This is a genomic window from Isoalcanivorax pacificus W11-5 (assembly GCF_000299335.2).
Lineage (GTDB): Bacteria > Pseudomonadota > Gammaproteobacteria > Pseudomonadales > Alcanivoracaceae > Isoalcanivorax > Isoalcanivorax pacificus.
Window position 1 is genome coordinate 2,752,022 of record NZ_CP004387.1, and the last position, 23,891, is coordinate 2,775,912.

Genomic DNA, 23,891 nt, shown 5'->3' on the forward strand with positions numbered 1-23,891 from the left:
AGTGACCTGATGAACCCTGATCTGAATCGACTGCACCCGTATCCGTTCGAGAAACTCGCCAAACTGTTCCAGGGGCTGGACACGCCGTCACTGCCTCACATTGCGCTGTCCATCGGCGAACCCCAGCATCCCGCGCCGGCCATCGTGCAGCAGGCCCTGAAAGACCACACCGCCGCGCTGTCGCGCTACCCGACCACCGCCGGGCTGCCGGAACTGAATGCCGCCATTCGCGGCTGGCTGGAACGCCGCTTCCACCTGCCGGCACTGGAGGCCGGGCAGGTGCTGCCGGTGTCCGGCACCCGCGAGGCACTGTTCGCCTTTGCCCAGGCCATGCTCGATCGCAGCCGCGCACCGCTGGTGCTGATGCCCAACCCCTTCTACCAGATCTACGAAGGCGCGACGCTGCTGGCCGGCGGCGAGCCGGTGTACCTGCCCTGCATCGCCGAGAACGGCCTGCAACCGGATTTCGATGCCGTCAGCGCCGACACCTGGCAGCGTTGCCAGTTGCTGTATATCTGCTCGCCCGGCAACCCCACCGGCGCGCTGCTGGATATCCCGACGATGCAGGCACTCATCCGCCTCGCGGACGAACACGATTTCATCATCGCCTCGGACGAGTGCTACTCGGAAATCTATGCCGACACGCCGCCGCCGGGGCTGCTGGAAGCCTGCGCCGACATGGGCCGCACCGACTACGCCCGTTGCGTGGTGTTCCATTCACTGTCGAAACGCTCCAACCTGCCCGGCATGCGCTCCGGGTTTGTCGCCGGCGATGCCGCGTTGCTGGCCGGCTTCCTGCGCTACCGCACCTACCACGGCTGCGCCATGTCGATTCATCACCAGCTTGCCAGCATCGTGGCCTGGAACGACGAAGCCCACGTGATCGAGAACCGCCGCCTGTACCAGCAGAAATTCGCCGCCGTGCTCGACGTTCTCGGCGATGTGATGGACGTGCAGGCGCCGCAGGCCGGCTTTTATCTGTGGCCGCGCACCCCGGGCAGCGATGAAGACTTCGCCCGCGAACTGAAACGCACACAGAACGTCACCGTGCTGCCCGGCAGCTATCTCTCGCGGGAAGTGAACGGCCTCAATCCCGGCGCGGGCCGCGTGCGCATGGCGCTGGTGGCCACGCTGGATGAATGCATCGAAGGTGCCGAACGTATCCGCACCTTCCTGCAACGCGCCTGAACAGAACAGGGGGACACACTGATGCGAGTGACCGTGTACGGCATCAAGGCCTGCGACACCATGAAAAAAGCCTTCACCTGGCTCGACCAGCATGGCATCGAGTACGACTTCCACGACTATAAAAAGGCCGGCGCCTCCGCCGCGCAGGTCAAGGCGTGGATCAAACAGCTCGGCTGGGAACAGGTCATCAACCGCCGTGGCACCACCTGGCGCAAACTGCCGGAAGCCGAGCGCGAGACCATGACCGCCGCGGGCGCGGCGGCCGCTGCCGTGGCCAACCCCTCGATGATCCGCCGCCCGCTGGTGGAATTCGACGGCAAGGTACTGCTGCTCGGCTTCGACCCGGAAGAATGGGCCGATCGGCTGCACGCCCGGAATTGATCAGCCTCGCAGGCTGCGGCTCGCGGCCCCAACTGGCATAATGGCGCCCAACCGAACCGACCAAGGGAAGATTATGAGCAAGGTATTTGCCCTGGCCCTGGGCTGCGGCACGCAGAACCGCGACGAAGAGTGGCTGGAAGTCTATTACCCGGCGCCGGTGCTGAGTCCGGACACGGCACTGGTCGACGCCGTGCGCGAGACGCTGGATTACGAAGGCGGCAACGTGGCGCTGTCACTGAGCCATCGGCAGGTCGGGCAACTGGCCCGTGCCTGGCGTGAAGCCGGCCATGAAGAACAGGCCAGCTATGCGGTGGCCTTCCAGGAGTCCGACCAGCCGCTGGTGATCACGGTACTGGAAACCGACGCTGCGCCGTCCTCCACGCCGGAAGCCTACCTGAAACTGCACCTGCTTTCGCACCGGCTGGTGCGGCCGCACGCGGTCAACCTCAGCGGCATTTTCCCGCTGCTGCCGAACGTGGCCTGGACCAGCGACGGCGCGGTGGACCTGGACGAGCTGCCGGAAAAACAACTGCTGGCGCGTCTGGACGGCCGCCTGCTGAGCGTGTTCTCGGTGGACAAATTCCCGCGCATGACCGACTACGTGGTGCCCAGCGGCGTACGTATTGCCGACACCGCACGCGTACGCCTGGGTGCCTACGTGGGCGAAGGCACTACCATCATGCACGAAGGCTTCATCAACTTTAACGCCGGCACGGAAGGCCCGGGCATGATCGAAGGCCGTATCTCCGCCGGCGTCTTCGTCGGGCGCGGGTCCGATATCGGCGGCGGCGCCTCCACCATGGGCACCCTCTCCGGCGGCGGCAACATCATCATCTCACTGGGCGAAGACTGCCTGCTCGGCGCCAACGCCGGCACCGGCATTCCGCTGGGTGACCGCTGCACCATCGAGTCGGGCCTGTACATCACCGCCGGCACCAAGGTGAACCTGCTCGACGAAAAAGGCGAGCAGGTGCGCACTGCCAAGGCACGCGAACTGGCTGGCCAGAGCGATCTGCTGTTCCGTCGCAATTCGTTGACCGGCGCGGTGGAATGCCTGACCAACAAGAGCGCCGTGGCGCTGAACGAAGAACTGCATAAACATAACTGAAGCGGCGAGCTGCGGGCGGCGGGTTGCGGAGAAAAAACGCAGCGCGCCGCCGCGGTGCCCCTCTGAGAATGCTCATCATGTCCCAGCAAGAACGTGTCCTGTCTTATGCGCGGGAATTGATCGGTCGGGCCTCGGTCACGCCCGAGGACGCCGGCTGCCAGCAATGGCTGGCGGAAAAACTCGCAGCACTGGGCTTCCAGTGTGAACACCTGCGTTTCGGCGAGGTGGACAATCTGTGGGCACGACGCGGCGAACAGGGCCCGCTGCTGGCCTTTGCCGGCCATACCGACGTGGTCCCCACCGGCGACCTCAAGGCATGGTCCTCGGATCCGTTTGTGCCGGAGATTCGCGACGGCCTGCTGTACGGGCGCGGCGCGGCAGATATGAAATCCTCCATCGCCGCGTTCCTGGTCGCGGTGGAGGACTTCATTGCCGAACGTCCGGAGCACAGCGGCAGCATTGCCTGGCTGATCACCGCCGACGAGGAAGGCCCGTCCATTAACGGCACCGTGAAGGTGGTGGAGACGCTCGAAGCCCGCAACGAAAAGATCGACTGGTGCCTGGTCGGCGAGCCGTCTTCCACCGATGCCGTGGGCGACGTGATCAAGAACGGCCGCCGTGGCTCACTCGGCGGCGTGCTGGTGGTCCAGGGCGTCCAGGGGCACGTAGCCTACCCGCACCTGGTGAAGAACCCGATCCACCTCGCCGCACCGGCCCTGGCCGAACTGGTGGCCCAGCAGTGGGACGAAGGCAACGAATTCTTCCCCGCCACCAGCTTCCAGATTTCCAATATCAACGCCGGCACCGGTGCCACCAACGTGGTACCCGGCATCTGCGAAGTGGTGTTCAACTTCCGCTTCTCCACCGAACTGACCGCCGACGAACTCAAACAGCGCACCCAGGCCATTCTGGACCGCCACGGGCTGGAGTACCGCCTCACCTGGACACTCTCCGGCGAACCCTTCCTGACCCCGCGCGGCGCGCTGGTGGATGCCGCCGTGGCGGCCATCCACACGGTCACCGGCCGGGAGGCCACCCTGTCCACCAGCGGCGGCACCTCCGACGGCCGCTTCATTGCGCCCACCGGCGCGCAGGTGCTGGAACTGGGGCCGGTCAACGCCAGCATTCACAAGATCGACGAATGCACCCCGGTGAATGAGCTGGGGCAGCTGGTGGCAATCTACCAGCACATCCTGGACCGGCTGCTGCCCTGATCTGCGTACCAGCCCACCGCTGTTATTTCCACCGGCCTCGACAGTTGAGGGCGGCTGGAAATAGTGGTGAGCCGGCCACGAAGTGTATGATAACTCCCCTGTGTTACCGCAGAGTGTGGGAGTGATGCCCAAGTCGCCCAAGGAAATGTCCTTCAAAGCCCGGCAACGCGATCAACTGCAACGGCAGATCGACGAGTTCCTGTCGCGGGGCGGCCATATCCGTCAGGTCCCCAACGGGGCCTCGGGCGCCCCCGCTGGCGGCGACTGGCGGCATCAGCATTTTGCCCCGCGCCAGGCACCGGCCGGCGACACCTCGCCCCCACCCCGCGTGCCACTCCATCATGTGATTGCCACGATCGAAGCACGCAAGCAGGCGCGCCGCCAGAAATCCACCCGCATCAAGGCCCGTCGCGCCCCCCGCCGCAAGCTGATCTATGACGATTTCGGCGAGCCGCTGCGGTGGCAGTGGGTCGATGAATAGCACCGCCGGGGGCGGTGCAGCGGCGCGCTGCGAGCCGACACCCACCCCTCGCAGGTTGGCGTTGAACAGAGCGACGCCCACCCTCCCAACGTCACCTTGCCCACCTCCATCCCCGCGACCGCCGCTCTGCTCGCCGCCCGCAGCCAGTAGCCCGCCGCCTTCTTTTATGTTCACATTCGTGCTCTGAGATTCGCCTTGCCCGAATAAAAAAGGACTGCCGCCATGAATGCCGTCGAGACACCCACGCCCAAGCGCGTGGAGGATATCAACCCGGCCACCGGGGAATGCTTCTTCCACATCGAGGAAACCGATCTGCGCCGCATGCCGGACATGATGGCCGCCGCACGCCGTGCCCAGGCCCAGTGGGCCGCGAAGAGCTTCAAACAGCGCGCCGGGCATATCCAGCGCATGCGCCGTTATATCGTCGAGCACGCCGAAGCGCTGTCGCTGACCGTGAGCCAGAGCAACGGCAAGACCCGCACCGACGCGCTCGCCACCGAGGTACTGCCCTGCGCGCTGGCCTGCAACTGGTATGCGAACAACGCCGCTAAAGTGCTCAAGCCGACAATGCGGGGCGGCGGCAACCTGCTGTTCTTCAACAAGCGCACGCAGATGATGCATGTGCCGCTGGGCGTGGTGGGCATCATCAGCCCCTGGAACTACCCACTGTCGATCCCGTTCGGCGAGATCGTCATGGGCCTGATGGCCGGCAACGCTGTCCTGCTGAAAGTCGCCGCCGCCACGCCCGCCGTGGGCAAGGCCATTGAAGAGATCGTCGCCGCCGGCGACTTGCCGGAAGGGCTGTTCCAGCATGTGGTCGGCTCCGGCAGCCCGGTGGCCACGGCATTCTTCAGCCACGGCATCAACAAGCTGTTCTTCACCGGCTCGGTGAATGCCGGCAAGCAACTGATGGCGCAGGCGGCACAGACGCTGACGCCGCTCTCCCTGGAACTGGGCGGCAACGACGCCATGATCGTGCTGGAAGACGCCGACCTGGAACGGGCCGCCAACGGCGCCGCCTGGGGCGGCTACCAGAATGCCGGGCAGTCCTGTGGCGGTGTCGAGCGCATTTATGTGGTGGCCTCGGTGTACGACGAATTCGTGCGCCTGCTGGCAGCGAAAACCCGCGCCCTGCGGCACGGCGCCGGCCACGACAATTTCAATATCGACATGGGCAGCCTGACCACCGCCGGGCAGCTGCGCACCGTGCAGCAACACCTGGAAGATGCTCTCGCCAAGGGGGCAAAGATCGCCGCACAATCGCAACCGGCCGGCCCGCAGCATGGCCAGTTCCACCCGGCCACGCTGCTCACCGATGTCACTGACGACATGCTGACCATGCGCGACGAGACGTTCGGCCCGCTGCTGGCGGTATGCAAGGTGGCCAACGAAGAAGAAGCGCTGGCTCGCGCCAATGACTCCCATCTGGCGCTGACGTCGTCGGTCTGGACGCGCAATACCCGTCGCGGGCGCGCGCTCGCGGCACGGCTGGAAACCGGCGTCACCACTGTCAACGATCACCTCTACACCCACGGCCTGTCGGAAACACCCTGGGGAGGCTGGAAGGAATCGGGCATCGGCCGCACCCACGGCCCGGAAGGGCTGCACGAAATGACGCAGGTGAAAGTCGTCAACTGGGACATCCTGCCCGCCAGGCGCAATCTGTGGTGGTATCCGTTTGACGAGGCCACGTTCAAGGCGCTGCTCAACGCGCTGCGCTTCGTCTTCCCGCGCGGCGCCGGTGAATGGCTCACCAGCTCACTGAAACTGACGCCCTATCTGCTGCGCAAGATGTTCACACGCTGGCGCACCTGAGCGCCCGCACCACACTGCCCCTGAACGCGGGGCAGTGTGCTCGCCCCGCAACACGCCCCGTTTTATCGCACACCCTCGCCTCATAAAGAGGCCCACCCCGTACACCTGCCCGATACTGGATCAGCCCGGTCACCCGTGGCGGCCCGCCAGATAGCACTTCGCCATTAAAAAATCCTTATTCATCAACAACAAGGATGCATGCAAATATACCCGCAAAAGAACTGGCACGATTTCTGCCTTTACCCTGATGCGGCGCTCAGGGATGTGGCCTCACTGCGGCCCGCCGCTATTCAGTAGGGAGCTATCAATCTGTCCACCGGCACGCGCGCTGCGCGCCGATATGACATCGGTACAGAGATCATCGCCATGTTCAAATTAAAGCTGCTTGCCGGCTCGGTCTTCCTGGCCTCCGCGATCACCGGCTGTGGGGGTTCATCGTCCAGCTCCGGCGGCCCGTCCACGCCACCGGAACCGGTTCCGTTCTCGTTCGTTGAAGCCACCGTGGAAAGCCTGCATACCTCGCTGCGCACTGGCGGTATCACCTGTGAAGGCGTGGTACAGGGTTACATCGACCGTATCGAAGCCTACGACAAGCCGGGCACCACCGTGGAAATGCGCAGTGTCATCAACATCAACCCGCAGGCGATCTTCGAAGCCCGGCAAATGGACCTCGAGATGGCCGCCACCGGCATCGACAAGCCGCTGTTCTGTGTGCCGATCCTGCCGAAAGACAATTTCAACACCGTGCAGATGCCCACCAGCGGCGGCGCCACCGCCTTTGCCTACAACCGTCCGACCGAAGATGCCTATACCGTACGCAAACTGCGCGAAGCCGGCGCCATCGTGCTCGGCAAGGCCAACATGGATGAGTTCGCGTTCGGCTTCACCGGCGAGAGCTCCCTCGGCGGCCGGGTGAAAAACGCCTATGACCTGACCAAGAGCGCCGGCGGTTCATCCACCGGCACCGGGGCGTCCATCGCCGCCAGCTTCGCCATTGCCGGCACCGGCAGTGACACCGGCGGCTCCATCCGTGTGCCGTCCAGCGTCGGCGGCCTGGTCGGCATCCGGCCGAGCCTGCGCCTGGTGAGCCAGGACGGCATCATGCCGCTGGCCAGCTTCCAGGATACTGGCGGCCCGATGTGCCGTACCGTGCAGGACTGCGCCCTGATGATGGATGCGATGGTGGGCTTTGATGCCTCCGCGCACTCCGGCCAGCGCGAGAGCTTCGAGATCGACGCGCCGCTGATCACGTCCGAAGAGCAGTACAAGGAAATTACCGGCATCCCGGAGACCTACACCGCATTCCTGGAGGCCGATGGCCTGCGCGGCAAGCGTATCGGCGTAGTACGTGAGCTGTTCGGCAGCAACACCAGCGTCAACACGGTGATGCAGGAGGCACTGGACAAAATGGAAGCCGCCGGCGCGATCCTGGAAGAAGTCTCGATCCCGGAAGTCAGCGCAGTGCTGGGCAACTATGCCAGCCTGTCCAGCTACCAGTTCAAGCGCGACTTGGAAGCCTACCTGAATGCCTGGCCGACCAGCATGGATGGCCACATCACCAGCTACCAGGCCCTGATCGACAGTGCAGGTTATCTGCCCGGCAACGCCAGCGGCCTGACCTACCGCGACCGCGATCTGGACAACCTGTCAGAAAGCGAGCAGGAGTTCTATGACCGCAACACCATCGAACGTCCGGTGTTTGTGCGTGAACGCGTCATGCTGGCGCTGGAGAACAAGGACATCAACGGCGACAGCCTCGGCGAACCGTTCGATGTGCTGATTTACCCGGCAATGACCGGCATCCACACCGGCAGCGGCAGCGTCAGCGCAGGCAGCAACAACCGCCTGAGCCCGTTCTCCATGTTCCCGGCCCTGACCATGCCGGCCGGCATGGCCACCGATCTGGACCCGGCCATGCCGGTGGGTCTGGAACTGCTGGGGCGGGAATTCGATGAGGAAATGCTGATCGAGGTGGCCTACGGCTATCAGGAAGTCGCACACCCGCGTGTCGCCCCGACCCACACACCGGAACTGCCGCAGCAGTAACCGGCGCACAACAAAAAACGCCGCGCGCTTGCCCGGCGTTTTTTTTCATCCTGATGCATCCCTCAGCGACGCTGCACCTGCCCGCGATAGACCAGTGTCACGCCGGTTCGCACTGCGGTATCGGCACCTGACGCTACCGGTTCCGCCGTGTGTGCCTTCGGCGCATCCGGAATCACCTGGCCACGATAGCGCCGCTGCCCGGTGGGCGCCGCCGGCGCGCTGAGCAATTCGTCCTGCCCTTCCAGATCAATCAGCGCCAGCCTCAGTTCCGCATATACCCGTTGCAGCGCCTGATTGCGTGAACGGCCTGCGAACTGCGCCAGTATTTCGCGCAGTGCGTCGTCCGTCAGATGCAATTTCTCCCCGAACTCCGACTGGATCAGACGGCGGCACTGGTTCACCAACCGCAGGATGCGATACTGCATCAGCCAGTTACTGTCTGAGACTGCCTCCATAACGACCCCCACCTCGATGGCGGGCCCATACTGCACAGGCCCATGCGAACAGCCACGCAGATTCCGTGCCAGAGTGCACAAAATCATGACCGACCGGTAATCAGAAGGGCTGCATTGTAGAAACCGGGGCCGGAAAGTGAACATTCATTGTGCAACAAAAGACGTCATGCACCAGGCTGGATCACGCTTCGGGCAATCGAATCTCGTGGGGAGACAGGATGATCAGCCGCTGCCGGTAGAGCATGCCGATAGCCTGGCGGAACGCGTTCTTGCTCAGCCCGGTGGCCGCGCGGATGGCCTCGGGGCTGCTCTTGTCGCCCAGCGGCATGACGCCACCGGCCTGTTGCAGCCGCGCCAGCACATCCGCCGCCGCACCTTCCAGCCGTACCACACCAACCGGTGTCAGTGACAGGTCCAGCCGGCCGTCCTCGCGCACACGCCGCACGTAGCCGGCGACCCGTTCCCCCAGCCGCAACGGACGCGGCAGATCGCTGCTGTAGAGCAGGCCCCAGAAACGATGATTGACCACCGCCTTGAAGCCCAGCGTGGTGCGGTCTGAAATCACCAGTGTCACTTCATCGCCGGCACGCAGGTCTTCCGCTTCGTCGCGGATAAAATCATCCAGCCGGGTCGAGGCGGCCACGCGGCCGCGCGCATCGCGAAACACCATGGCCAGCACATGCTTGCCGGCTTCCGGCGGGAACCGCTGCTCGCCGTGCGGCAGCAGCAGGTCCTTGGGCATGCCCCAGTCAAGAAAGGCACCCACGGCTGACAGGCTGACCACGCGCAGCCAGCCCACCTCGCCCACCTGCGCCAGCGGCGCACGCGGTGTCGCCACCAGGCGGCCGTCGGCATCGACAAAGATGAACAGCGACAGGGTGTCGCCGACACGGCAGTCCGCCGGCGCGTGTTGCGGCAGGATCAGGATTTCACCGTCATCGCCACCGTCCACATAGAAGCCGGCGCGGCCACGCCGCACCACGGTCAGATCGTTGAAACGCCCGGTGGCGACCGTTGTCATCGGGTTACCACATCAGGTCGTCAGGGATCGGATAATCCGCGTAGGGATCATCCTCGGCCGCCACGCTGCTGTCGCGGGTGTGCAATACCACCACCGCTTCCGGCAGCCGCGCCTGGATCTTCTGCGCCACCACCGCCGGCACCACCTCATAGCCGTTGTCCAGCCGCACCACGGCAAGCTGGCCACGGGCGAGCTGGTTCACCATCGGCGGCAGCACGTAGATTTTCTGGATTTTCTTCTGGTCAGTGAACTGGTACGGCGCATCGCCCTTGGCACGGGCGACACGATGTTCGGTGACCAGTTGCCGCACCTGGGCCACCAGCGCCCGCTGCCGCGCTTCGTCCTCGCGCTGCTGGTTGAGCTGGCGCGAGCGCTCGGCCTGCTCGGCCTGCTGCTGACGCACGCGGGCGGCGGCATCCTCCACCGATTCGCCCTGCTCGCGGCGCTTGTTCTCCTGGCGTTTCTGATGGTCGGCCTGGCGCGCACGCTTCTTGTCGGCGAGCCCGGCCTTGAGCAACTGGTCCTTGAGGGAAGCCATGGGATCTATCCAGCACTGTTTGCGATGCCGGTATTCTGGGCGACGCGGCCGCCAAGTGCCAGCGCAACACCGCCTGCCTGCTTGCGCCGCATCCCTCCCCGGGTGAAGGGTCAGAGGGCCGCGAGCGCTTCTTCGGTGGGGGCGTACCAGTATGAACTGTTGACCGGTGTACTGAACTCGGTCAGGCGGTCCTGCACCTTGTCGTCGTTCATGGCGAACATGCGGCGCAGCAGGTAGTCGAGCCGCGACTGTTCACAGCAGAACGCGACGAAATAACTGCCGTGCTCCAGGGTGCCTCCGTAGGGGACGCTGCGACGCCAGATTTTCTGCGGCACACCGTCGCGGTCGACATCGGTGCGGCCCACGTGGGAATCGTTCGGCATCCGTTCTTCGTCGAACTCCACCGCGTCGGCCTTGGTGCGGCCGAAGACATTTTCCTGTTCACTGACCGGCAGTTGCTCGAACGCTGCCAGGTTATGCACCCATTTCTGCGTCAGCACAAAACTGCCACCGGCGCCCGGCTGGCCGTCCGGCACCAGCGCCGCCAGCCTGGCCTTGTCGCCGGCCGGGTTGCCGATGCCGTCGACAAAACCGGTCAGGTCACGCAGGTCATGGTACACAAACGCGCTGATTTCCAGTTGCTGCCGGAACGCCTGCCCCAGCGTCTGGTGTGCGGCACGGGCCACATCGAACACCGTGCTGCGGTCCACCGCCTGCACCCACACCAGCAGATCGGCCTGGGTCTCGTTGATGCGTCCATCCAGTGAAAAGGCATCGAAATCGACATCGCCGCCCAACTGGCGCCACAGCGCCGGGCCAAATGCCAGGGTGACCACCGCGTTGTCCCGGTACTGCGTGCGCAGCGCCAGCAGCGACTCAATCGCCTGCCTTACCGTGTCACTGTCCTGGCTGATGTACTCAAGAAAAACCTGTTCGCGAAAACGCTTGTCGAAAATCCCCGGCTGGAAGGTGCTCACCCGTTGTGCTCCCCTGATCTGGACGGCGACAACAATAACAACGGCGGGCAGGCATCGCCAGCCTCACGGGAGCACGCCCTCACAACGATGCCAGGTAACTGCGCCAGCCGCCGAAAGCGGTGATGTCGGTGGCCGTTTCCAGCCCCTGCGGTTCGCAGATAAAACCACTGACCCGGCGCCCGTCCGCCAGCGCTACCTTGCCGATGCCGAGCGGCGCCGGAATACCCGCCACAAAACTGCCCAGCGCGGCCTCCGGCACCGACCAGATTTCCACCTCGATGGCTGCACCACCGTCACTGACGCGCGCCATGCCCGGCCGCAACGGCGGGCCGCCGGCCAGCGCGTACAATCGATAGCATGGCGCTGTGTGCGTGCTTTCCAGCAGGAAGGCACCGCGCTCGGTCAATTGCGTATTGAGCGGCAGCCCGGACAGATGCGCACCACAGACCAGCAGCGGAATCCGGCCCGGCGGTGAGGGCACCGGGCCAGCCTGCCAATGGCGGCCCGTGGCACCACAGGGCAGGTCAGCCTGTGCCAGCCACTGGTGCGCCAGCGCCAGCAGATACTCATCACTGAAGGCCGGGCCGATCAGCGTGACACCAAAGGGCAGGCCGTCGTCCGTGAACGCGGCGGGCACCGCCATGGCGGCCATGTCGAGCAGGTTGACGAAATTGGTGTAATACCCCAGTTCGGTATTGCGTTGCACCGGCGCCGCCTGCACGGCATCAATGCGAAAGTGCGCGCCCGCAGACGGCACCAGCATGACGTCGACATCGCGCATGACGCGCTGCGCCTGCGCACGCAGGCTTTGCAGGCGGTACATGGCATCAAAGGTGTCCACCGCAGACGGCAGCGCGCCGCGCTCGATGATCTCCCGCGTGACCGGCAACAGGGCATCCGGCTGTCGGGTCATCAAGGTACGGATGGCGTGGTAGCGCTCGGCCAGCCAGGGGCCGTCGTACAGCAGGCTGGCCGTTTCCGCAAACGGCGCGAAATCGATCTCTACCAGCTCGGCCCCGAGCGCTGCAAAGCGCGCCACGGTGTCGTCAAACAGCCGCGCATAATGCTGCGGCGCATCACCAAAGAAACGACGTTGTGCGGGCAAGGGCACGCCGAGGCGATAGCCGGTCAGCGGACCGGACACGGGCGGGCCGGCACGGCTGAACGGGTCCTTGCAGTCGACACCGTCCAGCACCGCCATGATGCACCGTGCGTCATCCGGGTTGAGTGCAAACAACGACGGACAGTCCAGCGACCGGCAGGCGGGCACGATACCGTGTGTGGACCAGCGTCCGCGCGTGGGTTTGACTCCGATGAGGTTGTTGAACGCGGCGGGCACACGACCGGAACCGGCAGTGTCGGTGCCGAGCGAAAAAGTCACCTCGCCCAGGGCCACGGCCACGGCGGAACCGGCGCTGGAACCACCGCTGATATACGCGGGGTCAAACGCATTGCGGCAGGCGCCCCAGGGCGAGCGGGTGCCCACCAGTCCGGTGGCGAACTGATCCAGCGTGGTCTTGCCGAGCGGCACGGCGCCGGCCTGGATCAGCCGCGCCACCACCGTGGCACTGGTGCCGGGTGTGGAGGCAAACGCCTCGCAACCGGCGGTGGTCGGCACACCGGCCAGATCGATATTGTCCTTGATCGCAAACGGCACGCCGTACAGCGGCAGCGTGTCCGGCGAGTGGCCGGCCAGGCGCGCCAGCAACGGTGCCAGTGCTTCATCATCGAGTACCGTGACCCAGGCGTTGTGCGCCGCGTGCGCCTGGATACGCGCCCGCAGTTGCGTCACCAGATCCGCCGGGGTCAGCACTCCGTCGCGGTAGGCGGCATGCAGTGCCGCAATCGACAGATCCATCACTGCACCTCCCCGGCCAGCACCAGCATCGCCTGTCCTGGCGTCACCGACGCCCCCGGCGATACCAGCACCCGGCTGATGCGACCCGCCACCGGCGCTGTGACCGGAATTTCCATCTTCATGGATTCAATCACCGCCACCGTCTCGCCGGCGCTCACTGCTGCCCCTTCTTCGACAGTCACCTGCCAGATGCTGCCGGGCACATGACTGTTGATGGCGCGCTCTCCATCAGCCAGCACCAGCGCATCCACCGGCGCGGCCTCCGGCTCGGTGAGACTGACCACATCCTGTCCGGCCTCGGCCCAGCGCTGGCGTTCTTCCGCGAAGGCCTGGCGCTGATGTGTGCGGAAGGTGTCAATCTCTGCCGCGTTCCTGGACAGGAAGCGGTTGTAGTCACGCAGGCTGAAGGTCTCTTCCTCGATCTTCAGCCCGGCGCGGCCGCGCGGAAAATCCTCACGCCATTGCATCAGTTCATCGTGGCTGACTTCGTAGAAGCGCAACTGGTCGAAGAAACGCAGCAGCCATGGCTGGCCTTGCCGGAATTCGGCGGTCTGCTTCCAGGTGTTCCACATCTGCACGGTGCGGCCCACAAACTGGTAGCCCCCCGGCCCTTCCATGCCGTACACGCACAGGTAGGCACCACCAATGCCGACCGCATTTTCCGGAGTCCAGGTGCGGGCCGGATTGTATTTGGTGGTCACCAGGCGATGACGCGGGTCCAGCGGCGTGGCCACCGGCGCGCCCAGGTACACATCGCCCAGGCCCATGACCAGGTAGCTGGCATCAAACACGATGCGCTTTACCGCCTCGATATCCGCCAGCCCGTTGATGCGACGAATGAATTCCAGATTGCTCGGGCACCAGGGGGCATCCTTGCGCACGGACTGCATGTACTTCTCGATGGCCAGCCGGCACTGTTCGTCATCCCACGACAATGGCAGGTGCACGATGCGCGTCGGCACCGTCATGTCGTCGATGCAGTCCAGGGCGCGCTCTGCCTCGCACAGGGCATCCAGCAGCTTTTCGCGCGGCAGGTGCAGGTTGTCGTAATTCACCTGCAGCGAGCGAATGCCCGGTGTCAGTTGCAGCACGCCCGGCAGCTGCGCCTGCTGCAGCCACTGCATCAGTGCGTGGACACGAAAACGCAGGTTCAGGTCGAGCACCTGCTCCCCGTATTCCACCAGAATGTTGTCATCACCGGAGACACGGTAGACCACACCCACCGGGTGCACGTCCGGGCCGAGCTGGCGCAGTACCGGCGTGACCGGCCTGGCGGCCTGGATCCTCGGCGGTGTCACTGGCGACAAGGTCTCCACCTGCTGACGTTGCAGGCGTTCCAGTTGCTCGGCGTCTTCCTGCGAGACCGGTACAAAGCGCACGGTGTCACCCGGCCGCAACTGGCCCATTTGCCACAGATCGGCGCGGATGATCGTCACCGGGCAGACAAAACCGCCCAGGCTGGGGCCGTCCGGTCCGAGAATCACCGGCATGTCGCCGGTGAAATCCACCGCACCGATGGCGTAGGCGTTATCGTGAATATTCGACGGGTGCAGGCCGGCTTCGCCGCCGTCGGCACGCGCCCATTGCGGTGTCGGACCGATCAGGCGCACGCCGGTGCGGCTGGAGTTGTAATGCACCTGCCAGTCCGTCCCGAGCAGCATGTCGATATCGTCCGGCGTAAAGAAATCCGGTGCGCCATGCGGGCCGTAGATGACGCGCAGGGTCCAGTGGTGCGTCAGCGCCGGACGCAGTGCATCGGGCAGGCTGGCGCGCACCACGGCCGGGCTGTCCTGCTGGCAATGCAGGACATCACCGGGGCGCAACGCACGGCCGCCGTGGCCACCAAAACCGCCCAGCGTGAAGGTGCTGGCACTGCCCAGATAATCCGGCACGGCCAGGCCCCCGGCCACACACACATACGTGCGGCTGCCGGCACCCTGCACCGCACCGAGCGCCAGCACGCCGCCTGCCGGGACCGGCACCACTTGCCAGCAGGGCAGCGGCGCACCGTCCAGCATGGCCTGCATGTCGGCGCCGGCCAGGACGATGCTGGCCGCCTGCCGGAATTTCAGCGTCGCGCCGGTCATGGTCATTTCCAGCCCCGGCGCGCCCGGTGCGTTGCCCAGCAACGCGTTACCCAGGCGCAGCGCCATGTCGTCAAACGGACCCGACGGCGGCACGCCGATATGCCAGTAACCGACGCGGCCCGGCCAGTCCTGCACGGTGCTCTGGGTGCCGGCCTCCAGCACTTCGATGCCACGCGCAGCGAAGCGGAAATCGTTCAGGCAGGCGGTACTTTGCCGGCCTTCGGAAAAGACCGCGTCGTCCAGTATCGCGCGCAAATAGGCAAGGTTGGTTTCCAGGCCGGCCAGCGCCGTGTCGTTCAGTGCCGCCAGCAGGGCGCGGCGGGCGCTGTCGCGGTCCGCACGATGCACGATCACTTTCGCCAGCATCGGGTCGTACAGTGCCGGCACCTCGGTGCCCGCTTCGACCCAGGTATCGCACCGCACGCCCGCCGGCCACTGCACGGCCGTCAGCCGGCCAGCGCTGGGCTGGAATCCGCGCGCGGGGTCTTCCGCGTAGACACGCACCTGGATTGCGTGGCCCGCCGGCCGATGCACATACTGCCGCACGAAATCCCGCTCGCCGGCCGCCAGCCGGATCATCCAGCCGACCAGATCGACACCGGTGATCTCTTCGGTGACGCCGTGCTCCACCTGCAGGCGGGTATTTACTTCGAGGAAATAAAACGCCTGCTGTTGATCGTCATAGATAAATTCCACCGTGCCGGCGGAACGGTAGCGCATGCGCTCACCCAGCCGCACCGCAGTGGTCATCATGGCGTCGCGTACCCGCACGGGCAGGTTCGGTGCCGGCGCTTCCTCCACCACTTTCTGGTTGCGGCGCTGCAACGAGCAGTCGCGCTCCCCCAGCGCCACGACGTGCCCGTCACCGTCACCGAAGATCTGCACTTCGATATGCCGGGCGCGCTGCACGAATTTTTCCAGGAACAGGCCGTCGTTGCTGAAATTGTTGCGGCTCAGACGCTGCACCGACGCAAACGCATCCTGCAGTTGCGCCGCATCGAAACAGCGCTGCATGCCGATGCCGCCCCCACCCGCCGTGCTCTTGAGCATCACCGGGTAACCGATACGTTCGGCCTCGCGCAGGGCAGCCTGCACATCGTCGAGCAGACCGGAGCCCGGCAGCAACGGCACGTCGCTGCTTTCCGCCAGGGCGCGCGCCGTATGCTTCAGGCCGAAGGCTTCGATCTGTTCCGGCGCCGGGCCGATAAACACGATACCGGCCGCTTCGCAGGCCGCAGCGAAGGTCAGGTTTTCGCTGAGGAATCCGTAGCCGGGATGAATCGCCTGGGCGCCACTGTCGCGGGCGGCGGCGATGACCTTGTCGATATTCAGGTAGGTGTCGCCGGCACCGCCTTCGCCCAGGCAGATCGCCTGGTCGGCCTGCTGCACATGCAACGAACCGGCATCGGCGCGGGAGTACAGGGCCACCGACTGGATCCCCAATTCCTTCAGGGTGCGGATGATGCGGCAGGCAATGGCGCCGCGGTTGGCAATCAGCACTTTACTGAACATGGTCACTGTTCCGTGACGGGCGCAGGTCGTCCTGCGGTGGTTCCGGCACGCCGGGCCGTCCCGGCGGCGTTGATGGTGTGTTACTCCGCCGCCCAGACCAGCATTTCAATCGGCGTCGGGTTGTAGGCGTTGCAGGGGTTGTTCAGTTGCGGGCAGTTGGACACCAGCACCAGCACATCCATCAGCGCGCGCAACTCGACGTATTTGCCGGCGCCACTGATGCCATCGGCAAAGGTCAGGCCGCCGTCCGGCGTCACCGGCACGTTCATGAAGAAGTTGATGTTGTGGGTGATGTCGCGCTTGCCCAGGCCGTATTGCGGATGCTCGCTCACGGCCAGCAGGTAGCTGTCGCGGCAGGCGTGCATGCCTTTCTTTTCCCGCGCGTAGCGCACCGTGTTGCTCTCGGTGGCGCAGGCGCCGCCGAGCGTGTCGTGGCGGCCGCAGGTGTCGGCGATGATCTCCAGCATCGGGTTGGCCTGGGACGACATCAGGCGTGTGCCGGCGCTCAGGTAGAGGCTCTTTTGGGCCTGGAGGGTGTTCATGGCGCTGTAGTGCTCGGCCGGGTCCCGGGCATTGAAGAACAGCGTGTCCGCCGCCTGATTGCCTTCCAGGTCATGAATGCGCAGCACTTCGCCGCTTTTCACTTCATACAGCCAGTAATCGCCGGCACCCACCACTTCACGGTAACGGGCCTGTGCCGGGTCGCGATGACTTTCACGCAGCATCAGTGGTGTCCTCCGCAGCATTGGCCCGCGTACAGGGCCGTGTTGATCAGGCCACGGCGGTTTTCGTCACTGCCGGGTTCCGCCAGCGGCGGTACGCCCTGCAGTAATTCGAAACGCACCGGGCTGGCCGGATAGGCCGGTGACAGGTCCAGGGGGTGCGGGCAGGTGTGCAGGATCACCAGGGTGTCCATGTCAAAGCGCAGCGAGATCGTCTCGCCGGCTTTCGAAGCGCCGGCGATGTGCGTCAGGTGTCCGTCCACGTCCGGCACCACCTTGCTGAACAGGTTCAGGTTGGCCACGATGTCGCGCCGGTCCAGCCCGTATTTGGCCAGTTCGATCAGAAAACCGTCGCGGCCGTTGCGGTGCATGCCGTTGCGGGCCGTCTGGTAATCCAGTGCGCCCCAGCGTTCGGCCACGGTCTGCCTGTCGCAGGTCCCGCAGACGCTGTCGTGCCAGCCGAGACTGTCCTCGACGATGGTGCAAAAGATCCGCCCCATGTCGGAATACAGCGCATGCCCTTTGCTCAGCAGGAAGGTGTGCTGGCATTTGAGCGTGTCGGGAATGTTCAGACGCTCCAGCAGGTTGTAGGGGTTGAACAGCAGCATGCCCACATTCGCGCCGCCGTGGACATCCGTCAGGCGCAGTGTATGGCCACGCCCCACTTGCAGGGACCAGTGGCACCCGGCGCCGAGGGTATCCTGATCCAGTATTGTCTCGCTCATCACACAGCTCCCCTGGCGGTGGCATTTTCAGACAGGAACTGGCCGGTGGCGTGCACCGAGCGGGTGACGTCTGACAGCGTCCCGGCATCGCGCCGGCCGATCGGCAGATCAAAGGTGATGGTGGCGCCGTAGGCGCCGGGCACCTGCGGGTCCAGGCGCACCTTGTCGAACACCAGCAGGCGCGTGCCGAGGGAAAAACCTTCTTTCAGGTCGTGCGTCACCATGAACACGGTGAGGCGGTTTTCTTTCCACAAGCGCAGCACCAGTTCGTGCATGTCGGCACGAATGCCGGGGTCAAGCGCTCCAAAGGGTTCATCCAGCAACAGCACGCGCGGTTTCATGATCAGCGCCTGGGCAATGGCCAGCCGTTGCTGCATGCCGCCCGACAAGGCGCTGGGGTACTTGTCCAGCGCGTCTTGCAGGCCGACCTGCGTGAGCATGTCCTCGGCTGCCGTACGGATCGCCTTGCGCCGCGCGCCCCAGGTGCGTCCCAGGAAACGGCTCTGCTGCAGTTCCGGGCCGAGCATCACGTTGTGCAGCACAGACAAGTGCGGAAACACCGAGTAGCGCTGGAAGACGATGCCCCGCTCCTGCCCTGGCTCGCGCGGCATCGGCCTGCCATCCATCAGCAGTTCGCCACTGCTCGGCTGTTCGTCACCGAGCAGCATGCGCAGGAAGGTGGTCTTGCCGCAGCCGGAGGTGCCGACCAGTGTGCAGAATTCGCCCTCTTCCACGTTCAGGTTGAGTTTTTCCAGCACCACGGTGTCGCCGTAGCGTTTCCAGAGTTGGCGTACTTCGATCAGGCTCATGCGTTGCGCTCCTGTCCGGCGTGGAACCAGGGGAACATCAGCTGCGAGGCCCTGCGCAGGCCCAGGTCCATCACCCAGGCCAGCAGCGTGATCCAGAGCACGTACGGCAGGATCACATCCATCGACAGATAGCGGCGCACCAGGAAGATGCGATAGCCCAGCCCGTCGGTGGCCGCGATGGCTTCGGCGGCAATCAGAAACAGCCAGGCCGACCCCAGGCACAGGCGGACCACCGCCAGCAGGCGCGGCAACACCTGCGGCAGCACCACACGCAACATCAGGTGCCAGCTGCTGCCGCCGAGTGTCTGCAACTTGATCGCCTGCTCCGAGGGCAGATCCAGCACGCGCTGTGTCATGTCGCGGATCATCACCGGCGCCGTGCCGATCACGATCAGCACCACTTTCGACAGCTCGCCCAGGCCAAACACAATGAACAGGATCGGCAGGATCGCCAGCGGCGGCACCATCGACACCACCGCGACCACCGGCCCGGCGAAAGCGCGCGCCAAGGGCAAGGTGCCGAGCAGTACGCCGGCCAGCAACGCCATGGAGGCCGAAATGCCGATGCCGATCAGCAACCGTTTCAGGCTCGCGGCGGTATCGCCCCAGAAGATGTATTCCCCGGAGCGGCGGTCCTCCACAAACGCCAGGCGCTGCATGGCATCGACCATGCTCTGCAGGGTCGGCAGCAGTTTATCGTTCGGGTTTTCTGCCAGCCGCGCGTCTGAGGCCGTCATGTACAACAGCAGCAGCACAATGAAGGGCAGCAGGGCCAGCAACACGGCCAGCGGGCGTTCAGGGCGCAGGTTCATCAGGCGCATGGGCGCGCCCCCCGGTGCAATGACGCACCTGTGTCGGGAAAACTGCTGCACGGGAAGTGTGTGGACATGCCTCTCCTCCTCGGTTTTACACGGCGACCGGAATGCAGGTACAGCGTGGAAAATCGTTCTGCGATCTTCCCTGGTCTCCCGGGCTTTTATCCCGCCGTGTAACCCCTCTGGAGGAGAGGCCGGTGACTCTCGGACCAGTCACTGCGTCGGCAGCCGGAACCCTAGTCACCCTGATGCTGTACGAGGCGTACCGGAACAAACCCGGTGCGCCGCATTCAGGCAGGATATTGCAGGTTCCATGCCAGCCGGACAGGGCGGTATCACACGGTACAGGTCGCGCTGCTGTAACGTGCGGCGCACTGTTCGGGTGCAGGGCGGATATTTCTGCACCGCAATCAGGCAGCGTCATGCAGCAACACCTCCAGCGCGCCCAGGATCTGTTGCATGGCGTCAGCGGAGCGGCCGGGGCCGCCCCCGCAGTGGCCCCAGTCCGTTTCCAGCAGCTGATACCGGGCGTCGGGCATCAGCGCAGCGTCCAGGGCAATGTCATCGGGGACAAAATACATGTCCGTGCTGGCCGGCATGATCAGCGTCGGCGCACGGATGGCACGCAGTGCGGCCGCATAGTTGCCGGCAAACACCGGGTTGTCGCTGATGTCGCCGCTGTACCAGGTGTCCATCACCGCCAGCAGATCGTGGGCATCCTGTTGCAGGTGATCCTGTTCCCACCAGCTCAGCAACGCCTCGCGGGAACCAAAACCGAGTTCGCGCCAGAGTTGCCGGCGCCAGAACGGTGCAGCATACGCCCAGCTTGCATAGACACGCGCAAACGCGCGCAACCCGGCGCGCGGCACATCGCCGCGTCGATAACGCGGATCTGCTTTCAGTGCCGAGGACACGCCGGCAAGAAACTGCTGGTTCAGCGGATGGCAGCGCGCGCTCGCGCACCAGGCCGCCACCCGCTGCACACGCTCCGGATACAGGCATCCCCACTGCAGGCTCTGCATGCCGCCCATCGACCAGCCCGCCACCAGCGCGAGCCGGTAGTCACCCGCCAGTTCACTGAGCATCAGGTGCTGCGCGCGCACCGCGTCATACAGGCTGACGCCCGGCCACTGGTCACCGCGTTGCGACGGCGGCGCGTTTGACGGCGAGGTGGATTCTCCATTGCCGAACAGCGCCGGGATGAGGATGGTGTAACGCGGGTTCGACAGCGGGCCTTTTTCCGTCAGCGGACGGTTGCCCGCACAACGGCCGCCGTAATAGGTGGGCAAGAGCACCAGTTCGGTGCCCGCTGCCCCGATGTCGCCCCGCTGCTGGTAGCGAATGCGTGCATCGCGCAGCACGTTGCCGTTCTGCAACGACAAATCACCGAGCAGGAAGTCCCTCGTAACCCATTGAGTGCTCATTATTTTCTGCTGCCTCTTCGCATCAGGCCAGCCGTTATATATGCATGCTGGCATGTATATTGAATGCATCCGGACAAGGCGGATGGAAGAACCGTGCCAACCCCGAACCACCGCCGCACATCCATCTTGAGGAGAGCAGTCCGATGAGCAGCAGCCCCGTTTCAGATTCCCTTCGGCAAACCCTGGAAGCCGACGGAGTGAAATACGCCATGGCCGGCTATGTGGATATTCACGGCTGTATCAAAGGCAAATTCGTTCCGCTGAAACATCTGGGCAACATGCTTGGCGGCTCTGAGCTGTACACCGGTGCGGCACTGGATGGCGTGCCGCAGGACATCAGTGACAATGAAGTGTCGGCGGTGCCCGATCCGGCCTCGGTGATGCAGTGCCCCTGGCAACCGGAGCTGGCCTGGTTCGCCAGCAATCTGCATCTCGACGGCGCGCCGTTCGAAGCCTGCTCACGCAACATCCTGCGCCGGCAGCTCGATAACGCCGCGAAGATGGGCTACACCTTCAACCTCGGCATCGAGACGGAATTCTTCCTGTTCAGGGATAACGGCGACGGCACCTTCGGCCCGATCAGCGACCGCGATGCCGGCGAAAAACCCTGCTACGACCCACGCACCCTGATCGACAACCTGCCGATCATGGACGAACTGGTCAGCGCCATGAACACACTCGGCTGGGACGTGTATTCGTTCGATCACGAAGACGCCAACGGCCAGTTCGAAACCGATTTCACCTATGCCGATGCACTGACCATGGCCGACCGGCTGACGTTCTTCCGGCTGATGGCGGTGGAAATCGCGCGCAAGCACGGCGCGTTCGCCAGCTTTATGCCGAAGCCGTTCGCCAACCGCACCGGCAGTGGTGCCCACTACAATATGTCACTGGCGGATATCGACACCGGCCGCAATCTGTTCGCCCCGGACGGCGATGACCTGCACGACTGCGGCATCTCGAAGCTCGCCTATCACTTCACCGCCGGCGTGCTGCGCCATGCGCGCGCCATCAGCGCCGTGATCGCGCCCACCGTGAACAGCTACAAGCGGCTGGTGCGCCAGGGTTCCATGTCCGGCTCCACCTGGGCGCCGGTGTTTGTCTGCTACGGCAACAACAATCGCACCAACATGATCCGTGTCCCCGGGGCCGGCAGCCGCATTGAATGCCGCGCGGCGGACATCAGTTGCAACCCCTACCTGGGCGCCGCGCTGATCCTTGCCGCCGGCCTGGAAGGCGTACGCGAACAGCTCGACCCAGGCGCGCCGCGCAGGGAGAACATGTACCGCTACAGCGACGAGCAGATCGCGGAGATGGGCGTGCAGTTCCTGCCGCGCACGCTGGGCGAGGCGGTGGAGGCCTTCGAGGCCGATCCGCTGGCACGCGAGGTGTTCGGCGACGCCATGTTCAAGGCGTTCGTGGACTTCAAGCAGGCCGAATGGGAGAGCTACCACAGCGCTGTGTCGGACTGGGAAATCAAGCGCTACCTGAAGATGTTCTGAGCCGCCGGCCCGGTGGCGCAGAAATTGCAGTTCACCGGGCGAGCGATCTGTTGATCCATGACTTGCGCAGCACTGACACCCTGGAGGTTCACCATGCGACACCCTTCCCGCACCCGTGCCCTGCTCTGCGGCCTGCTGGCCACCATGCTGGTGGCCCTGTCACCGGCAGCCGTGGCCGCCGAGAAAAAAAGCTTCCGCATTGCCTGGAGCATTTACGCCGGCTGGGTCCCCTGGCAGTACATCAAGGAATCCGGCCTGATGAAGAAATGGGCCGACAAGTACGGCATCGAGGTCGAGATCGTACAGATCAATGACTATATCGAATCCATCAACCAGTACACGGCCGGTGAATTCGATGGTGTGACGCTGACCAGCATGGATGCGCTGTCGATACCCGCTGCCAGCGGCGTCGACACTACTGCCCTGCTGATCGGTGACTATTCCAACGGCAACGACGGCATCGTATCAAAAACCGCCACCTCGATTGAGGCACTCAAAGGCACCAGCATTCACCTGGTGGAACTGTCCGTGTCGCATTACCTGCTGGCCCGTGCACTGGACGACGCCGGCCTGCGCGAGCGCGACGTCACTCTCGTCAACACCTCCGACGCTGACATCGTCTCCGCCTTCCAGACCCGCGACGTCACCACCGTGGTGACCTGGAACCCGCTGCTGGACGAAGTCGCGTCCATGCCCGGCTCGCATCGGCTGGTGGACTCCCGCAGCATCCCGGGCCACATCAAGGACCTGACCGTGGTCAACACCGACACGCTGCGCGACAACCCGGCCCTGGGCAAGGCACTGGCGGGCGCCTGGTATGAGATGATGGCGGACCTCGGGGCCGACACCGACACCGGTATCGAAATGCGCGAGTTCCTGGGCACCGTCTCCGGCACCGACCGGGCTGGCTACGAAGCACAGCTGGCCGGCATGTACATGTTCTGGAAACCGGCCGATGCCCTCACGTTCTACAGCAGCGAACAGGCGTTCGAGGCAATGGACAGCGTACGCCACTTCTCCTTTGACCATGGCCTGCTGGGCGAAGGCGCCAGCGATGCGGACTTTGTCGGCATCAGCTTCCCGGGTGGCAAGGTGCTGGGCGACAGTGGCAACATCAAGCTGCGCTTCGACACCACCTATACGCAGATGGCCGCCGACGGCAAGCTCTGATCCGGCGCGCGTACCGGCACCGGCCGGTACGCGCTTCCCCCCT

General features: G+C 64.7%; 20 protein-coding genes and 1 riboswitch. Of the genes, 9 read left to right on the plus strand and 11 right to left on the minus strand.

From position 1 onward, the window contains the following. The first annotated feature begins 9 nt into the window (after positions 1–9). The 7 genes from dapC to S7S_RS12225 all read left to right on the plus strand — a co-directional run bounded on the left by dapC (position 10) and on the right by S7S_RS12225 (position 8,233). Entirely contained in the window at positions 10–1,188 is a 1,179-nt protein-coding gene (gene dapC, locus S7S_RS12195; protein WP_008736746.1) for a succinyldiaminopimelate transaminase, read from the plus strand. Positions 1,189–1,209: 21 nt separating this feature from the next. Continuing rightward, the gene (locus tag S7S_RS12200) at positions 1,210–1,569 is read left to right on the plus strand and encodes an ArsC family reductase (RefSeq protein WP_008736745.1); all 360 of its coding nucleotides are present in this window, start codon (positions 1,210–1,212) and stop codon (positions 1,567–1,569) included. Between the two features lie 73 nt (positions 1,570–1,642). Beyond that, positions 1,643–2,677, plus strand: a complete 1,035-nt coding sequence (gene dapD, locus S7S_RS12205) for a 2,3,4,5-tetrahydropyridine-2,6-dicarboxylate N-succinyltransferase (RefSeq protein WP_008736743.1) — start codon at positions 1,643–1,645, stop codon at positions 2,675–2,677. A 77-nt stretch (positions 2,678–2,754) separates the two neighbouring features. After that, on the plus strand, positions 2,755–3,891 hold the full coding sequence (gene dapE / locus S7S_RS12210) for a succinyl-diaminopimelate desuccinylase (RefSeq protein WP_008736740.1): 1,137 nt from the start codon (positions 2,755–2,757) through the stop codon (positions 3,889–3,891). Positions 3,892–4,015: 124 nt separating this feature from the next. Continuing rightward, positions 4,016–4,372: a hypothetical protein gene (locus tag S7S_RS12215; protein WP_008736738.1), complete on the plus strand. Its 357-nt coding sequence runs from the start codon at positions 4,016–4,018 to the stop codon at positions 4,370–4,372. Between the two features lie 222 nt (positions 4,373–4,594). Further along, entirely contained in the window at positions 4,595–6,187 is a 1,593-nt protein-coding gene (locus S7S_RS12220; protein WP_008736736.1) for an aldehyde dehydrogenase family protein, read from the plus strand. A 366-nt stretch (positions 6,188–6,553) separates the two neighbouring features. After that, on the plus strand, positions 6,554–8,233 hold the full coding sequence (locus tag S7S_RS12225) for an amidase (protein ID WP_008736734.1): 1,680 nt from the start codon (positions 6,554–6,556) through the stop codon (positions 8,231–8,233). A 62-nt stretch (positions 8,234–8,295) separates the two neighbouring features. Here S7S_RS12225 and S7S_RS12230 read toward each other — a convergent pair whose 3' ends face one another. The 11 genes from S7S_RS12230 to S7S_RS12280 form a co-directional block, all read right to left on the minus strand. Next, complete coding sequence (locus S7S_RS12230; protein WP_008736732.1) at positions 8,296–8,688, minus strand: hypothetical protein; 393 nt, start codon at positions 8,686–8,688, stop codon at positions 8,296–8,298. 181 nt (positions 8,689–8,869) lie between these two features. Next, positions 8,870–9,709: a CvfB family protein gene (locus S7S_RS12235; RefSeq protein ID WP_008736730.1), complete on the minus strand. Its 840-nt coding sequence runs from the start codon at positions 9,707–9,709 to the stop codon at positions 8,870–8,872. Positions 9,710–9,713: 4 nt separating this feature from the next. Beyond that, entirely contained in the window at positions 9,714–10,247 is a 534-nt protein-coding gene (locus S7S_RS12240; protein WP_008736728.1) for a DUF2058 domain-containing protein, read from the minus strand. A gap of 110 nt (positions 10,248–10,357) precedes the next feature. Further along, positions 10,358–11,224, minus strand: a complete 867-nt coding sequence (locus tag S7S_RS12245; RefSeq protein ID WP_008736726.1) for a Dyp-type peroxidase — start codon at positions 11,222–11,224, stop codon at positions 10,358–10,360. A gap of 79 nt (positions 11,225–11,303) precedes the next feature. Then, positions 11,304–13,082, minus strand: a complete 1,779-nt coding sequence (atzF, locus tag S7S_RS12250; protein WP_008736724.1) for an allophanate hydrolase — start codon at positions 13,080–13,082, stop codon at positions 11,304–11,306. Beyond that, a complete protein-coding gene (uca, locus tag S7S_RS12255; RefSeq protein WP_008736722.1) occupies positions 13,082–16,681 on the minus strand; it encodes an urea carboxylase in 3,600 nt (1,199 codons plus the stop codon). Before uca ends, atzF begins: the two co-directional genes overlap by 1 nt. 80 nt (positions 16,682–16,761) lie before the next feature. Further along, positions 16,762–17,406: an urea amidolyase associated protein UAAP2 gene (locus S7S_RS12260; protein WP_008736720.1), complete on the minus strand. Its 645-nt coding sequence runs from the start codon at positions 17,404–17,406 to the stop codon at positions 16,762–16,764. After that, positions 17,406–18,128, minus strand: a complete 723-nt coding sequence (locus S7S_RS12265; protein ID WP_008736718.1) for an urea amidolyase associated protein UAAP1 — start codon at positions 18,126–18,128, stop codon at positions 17,406–17,408. Before S7S_RS12265 ends, S7S_RS12260 begins: the two co-directional genes overlap by 1 nt. Further along, positions 18,128–18,937 (minus strand): ABC transporter ATP-binding protein, encoded by an 810-nt coding sequence (locus tag S7S_RS12270; protein WP_008736716.1) that lies wholly within the window; start codon positions 18,935–18,937, stop codon positions 18,128–18,130. Before S7S_RS12270 ends, S7S_RS12265 begins: the two co-directional genes overlap by 1 nt. Continuing rightward, on the minus strand, positions 18,934–19,758 hold the full coding sequence (locus S7S_RS12275; protein WP_008736714.1) for an ABC transporter permease: 825 nt from the start codon (positions 19,756–19,758) through the stop codon (positions 18,934–18,936). Before S7S_RS12275 ends, S7S_RS12270 begins: the two co-directional genes overlap by 4 nt. 142 nt (positions 19,759–19,900) lie before the next feature. Further along, a riboswitch (guanidine-I (ykkC/yxkD leader) is annotated at positions 19,901–20,003 on the minus strand. Between the two features lie 159 nt (positions 20,004–20,162). Next, positions 20,163–21,176: an alpha/beta fold hydrolase gene (locus S7S_RS12280; RefSeq protein WP_082027710.1), complete on the minus strand. Its 1,014-nt coding sequence runs from the start codon at positions 21,174–21,176 to the stop codon at positions 20,163–20,165. 143 nt (positions 21,177–21,319) lie between these two features. On the opposite strand from S7S_RS12280, the gene glnT reads away from it, so the two are divergent. Next, on the plus strand, positions 21,320–22,678 hold the full coding sequence (glnT, locus tag S7S_RS12285; protein ID WP_008736710.1) for a type III glutamate--ammonia ligase: 1,359 nt from the start codon (positions 21,320–21,322) through the stop codon (positions 22,676–22,678). Positions 22,679–22,771: 93 nt separating this feature from the next. Further along, complete coding sequence (locus tag S7S_RS12290; RefSeq protein ID WP_008736707.1) at positions 22,772–23,848, plus strand: putative urea ABC transporter substrate-binding protein; 1,077 nt, start codon at positions 22,772–22,774, stop codon at positions 23,846–23,848. Positions 23,849–23,891: the final 43 nt, after the last annotated feature.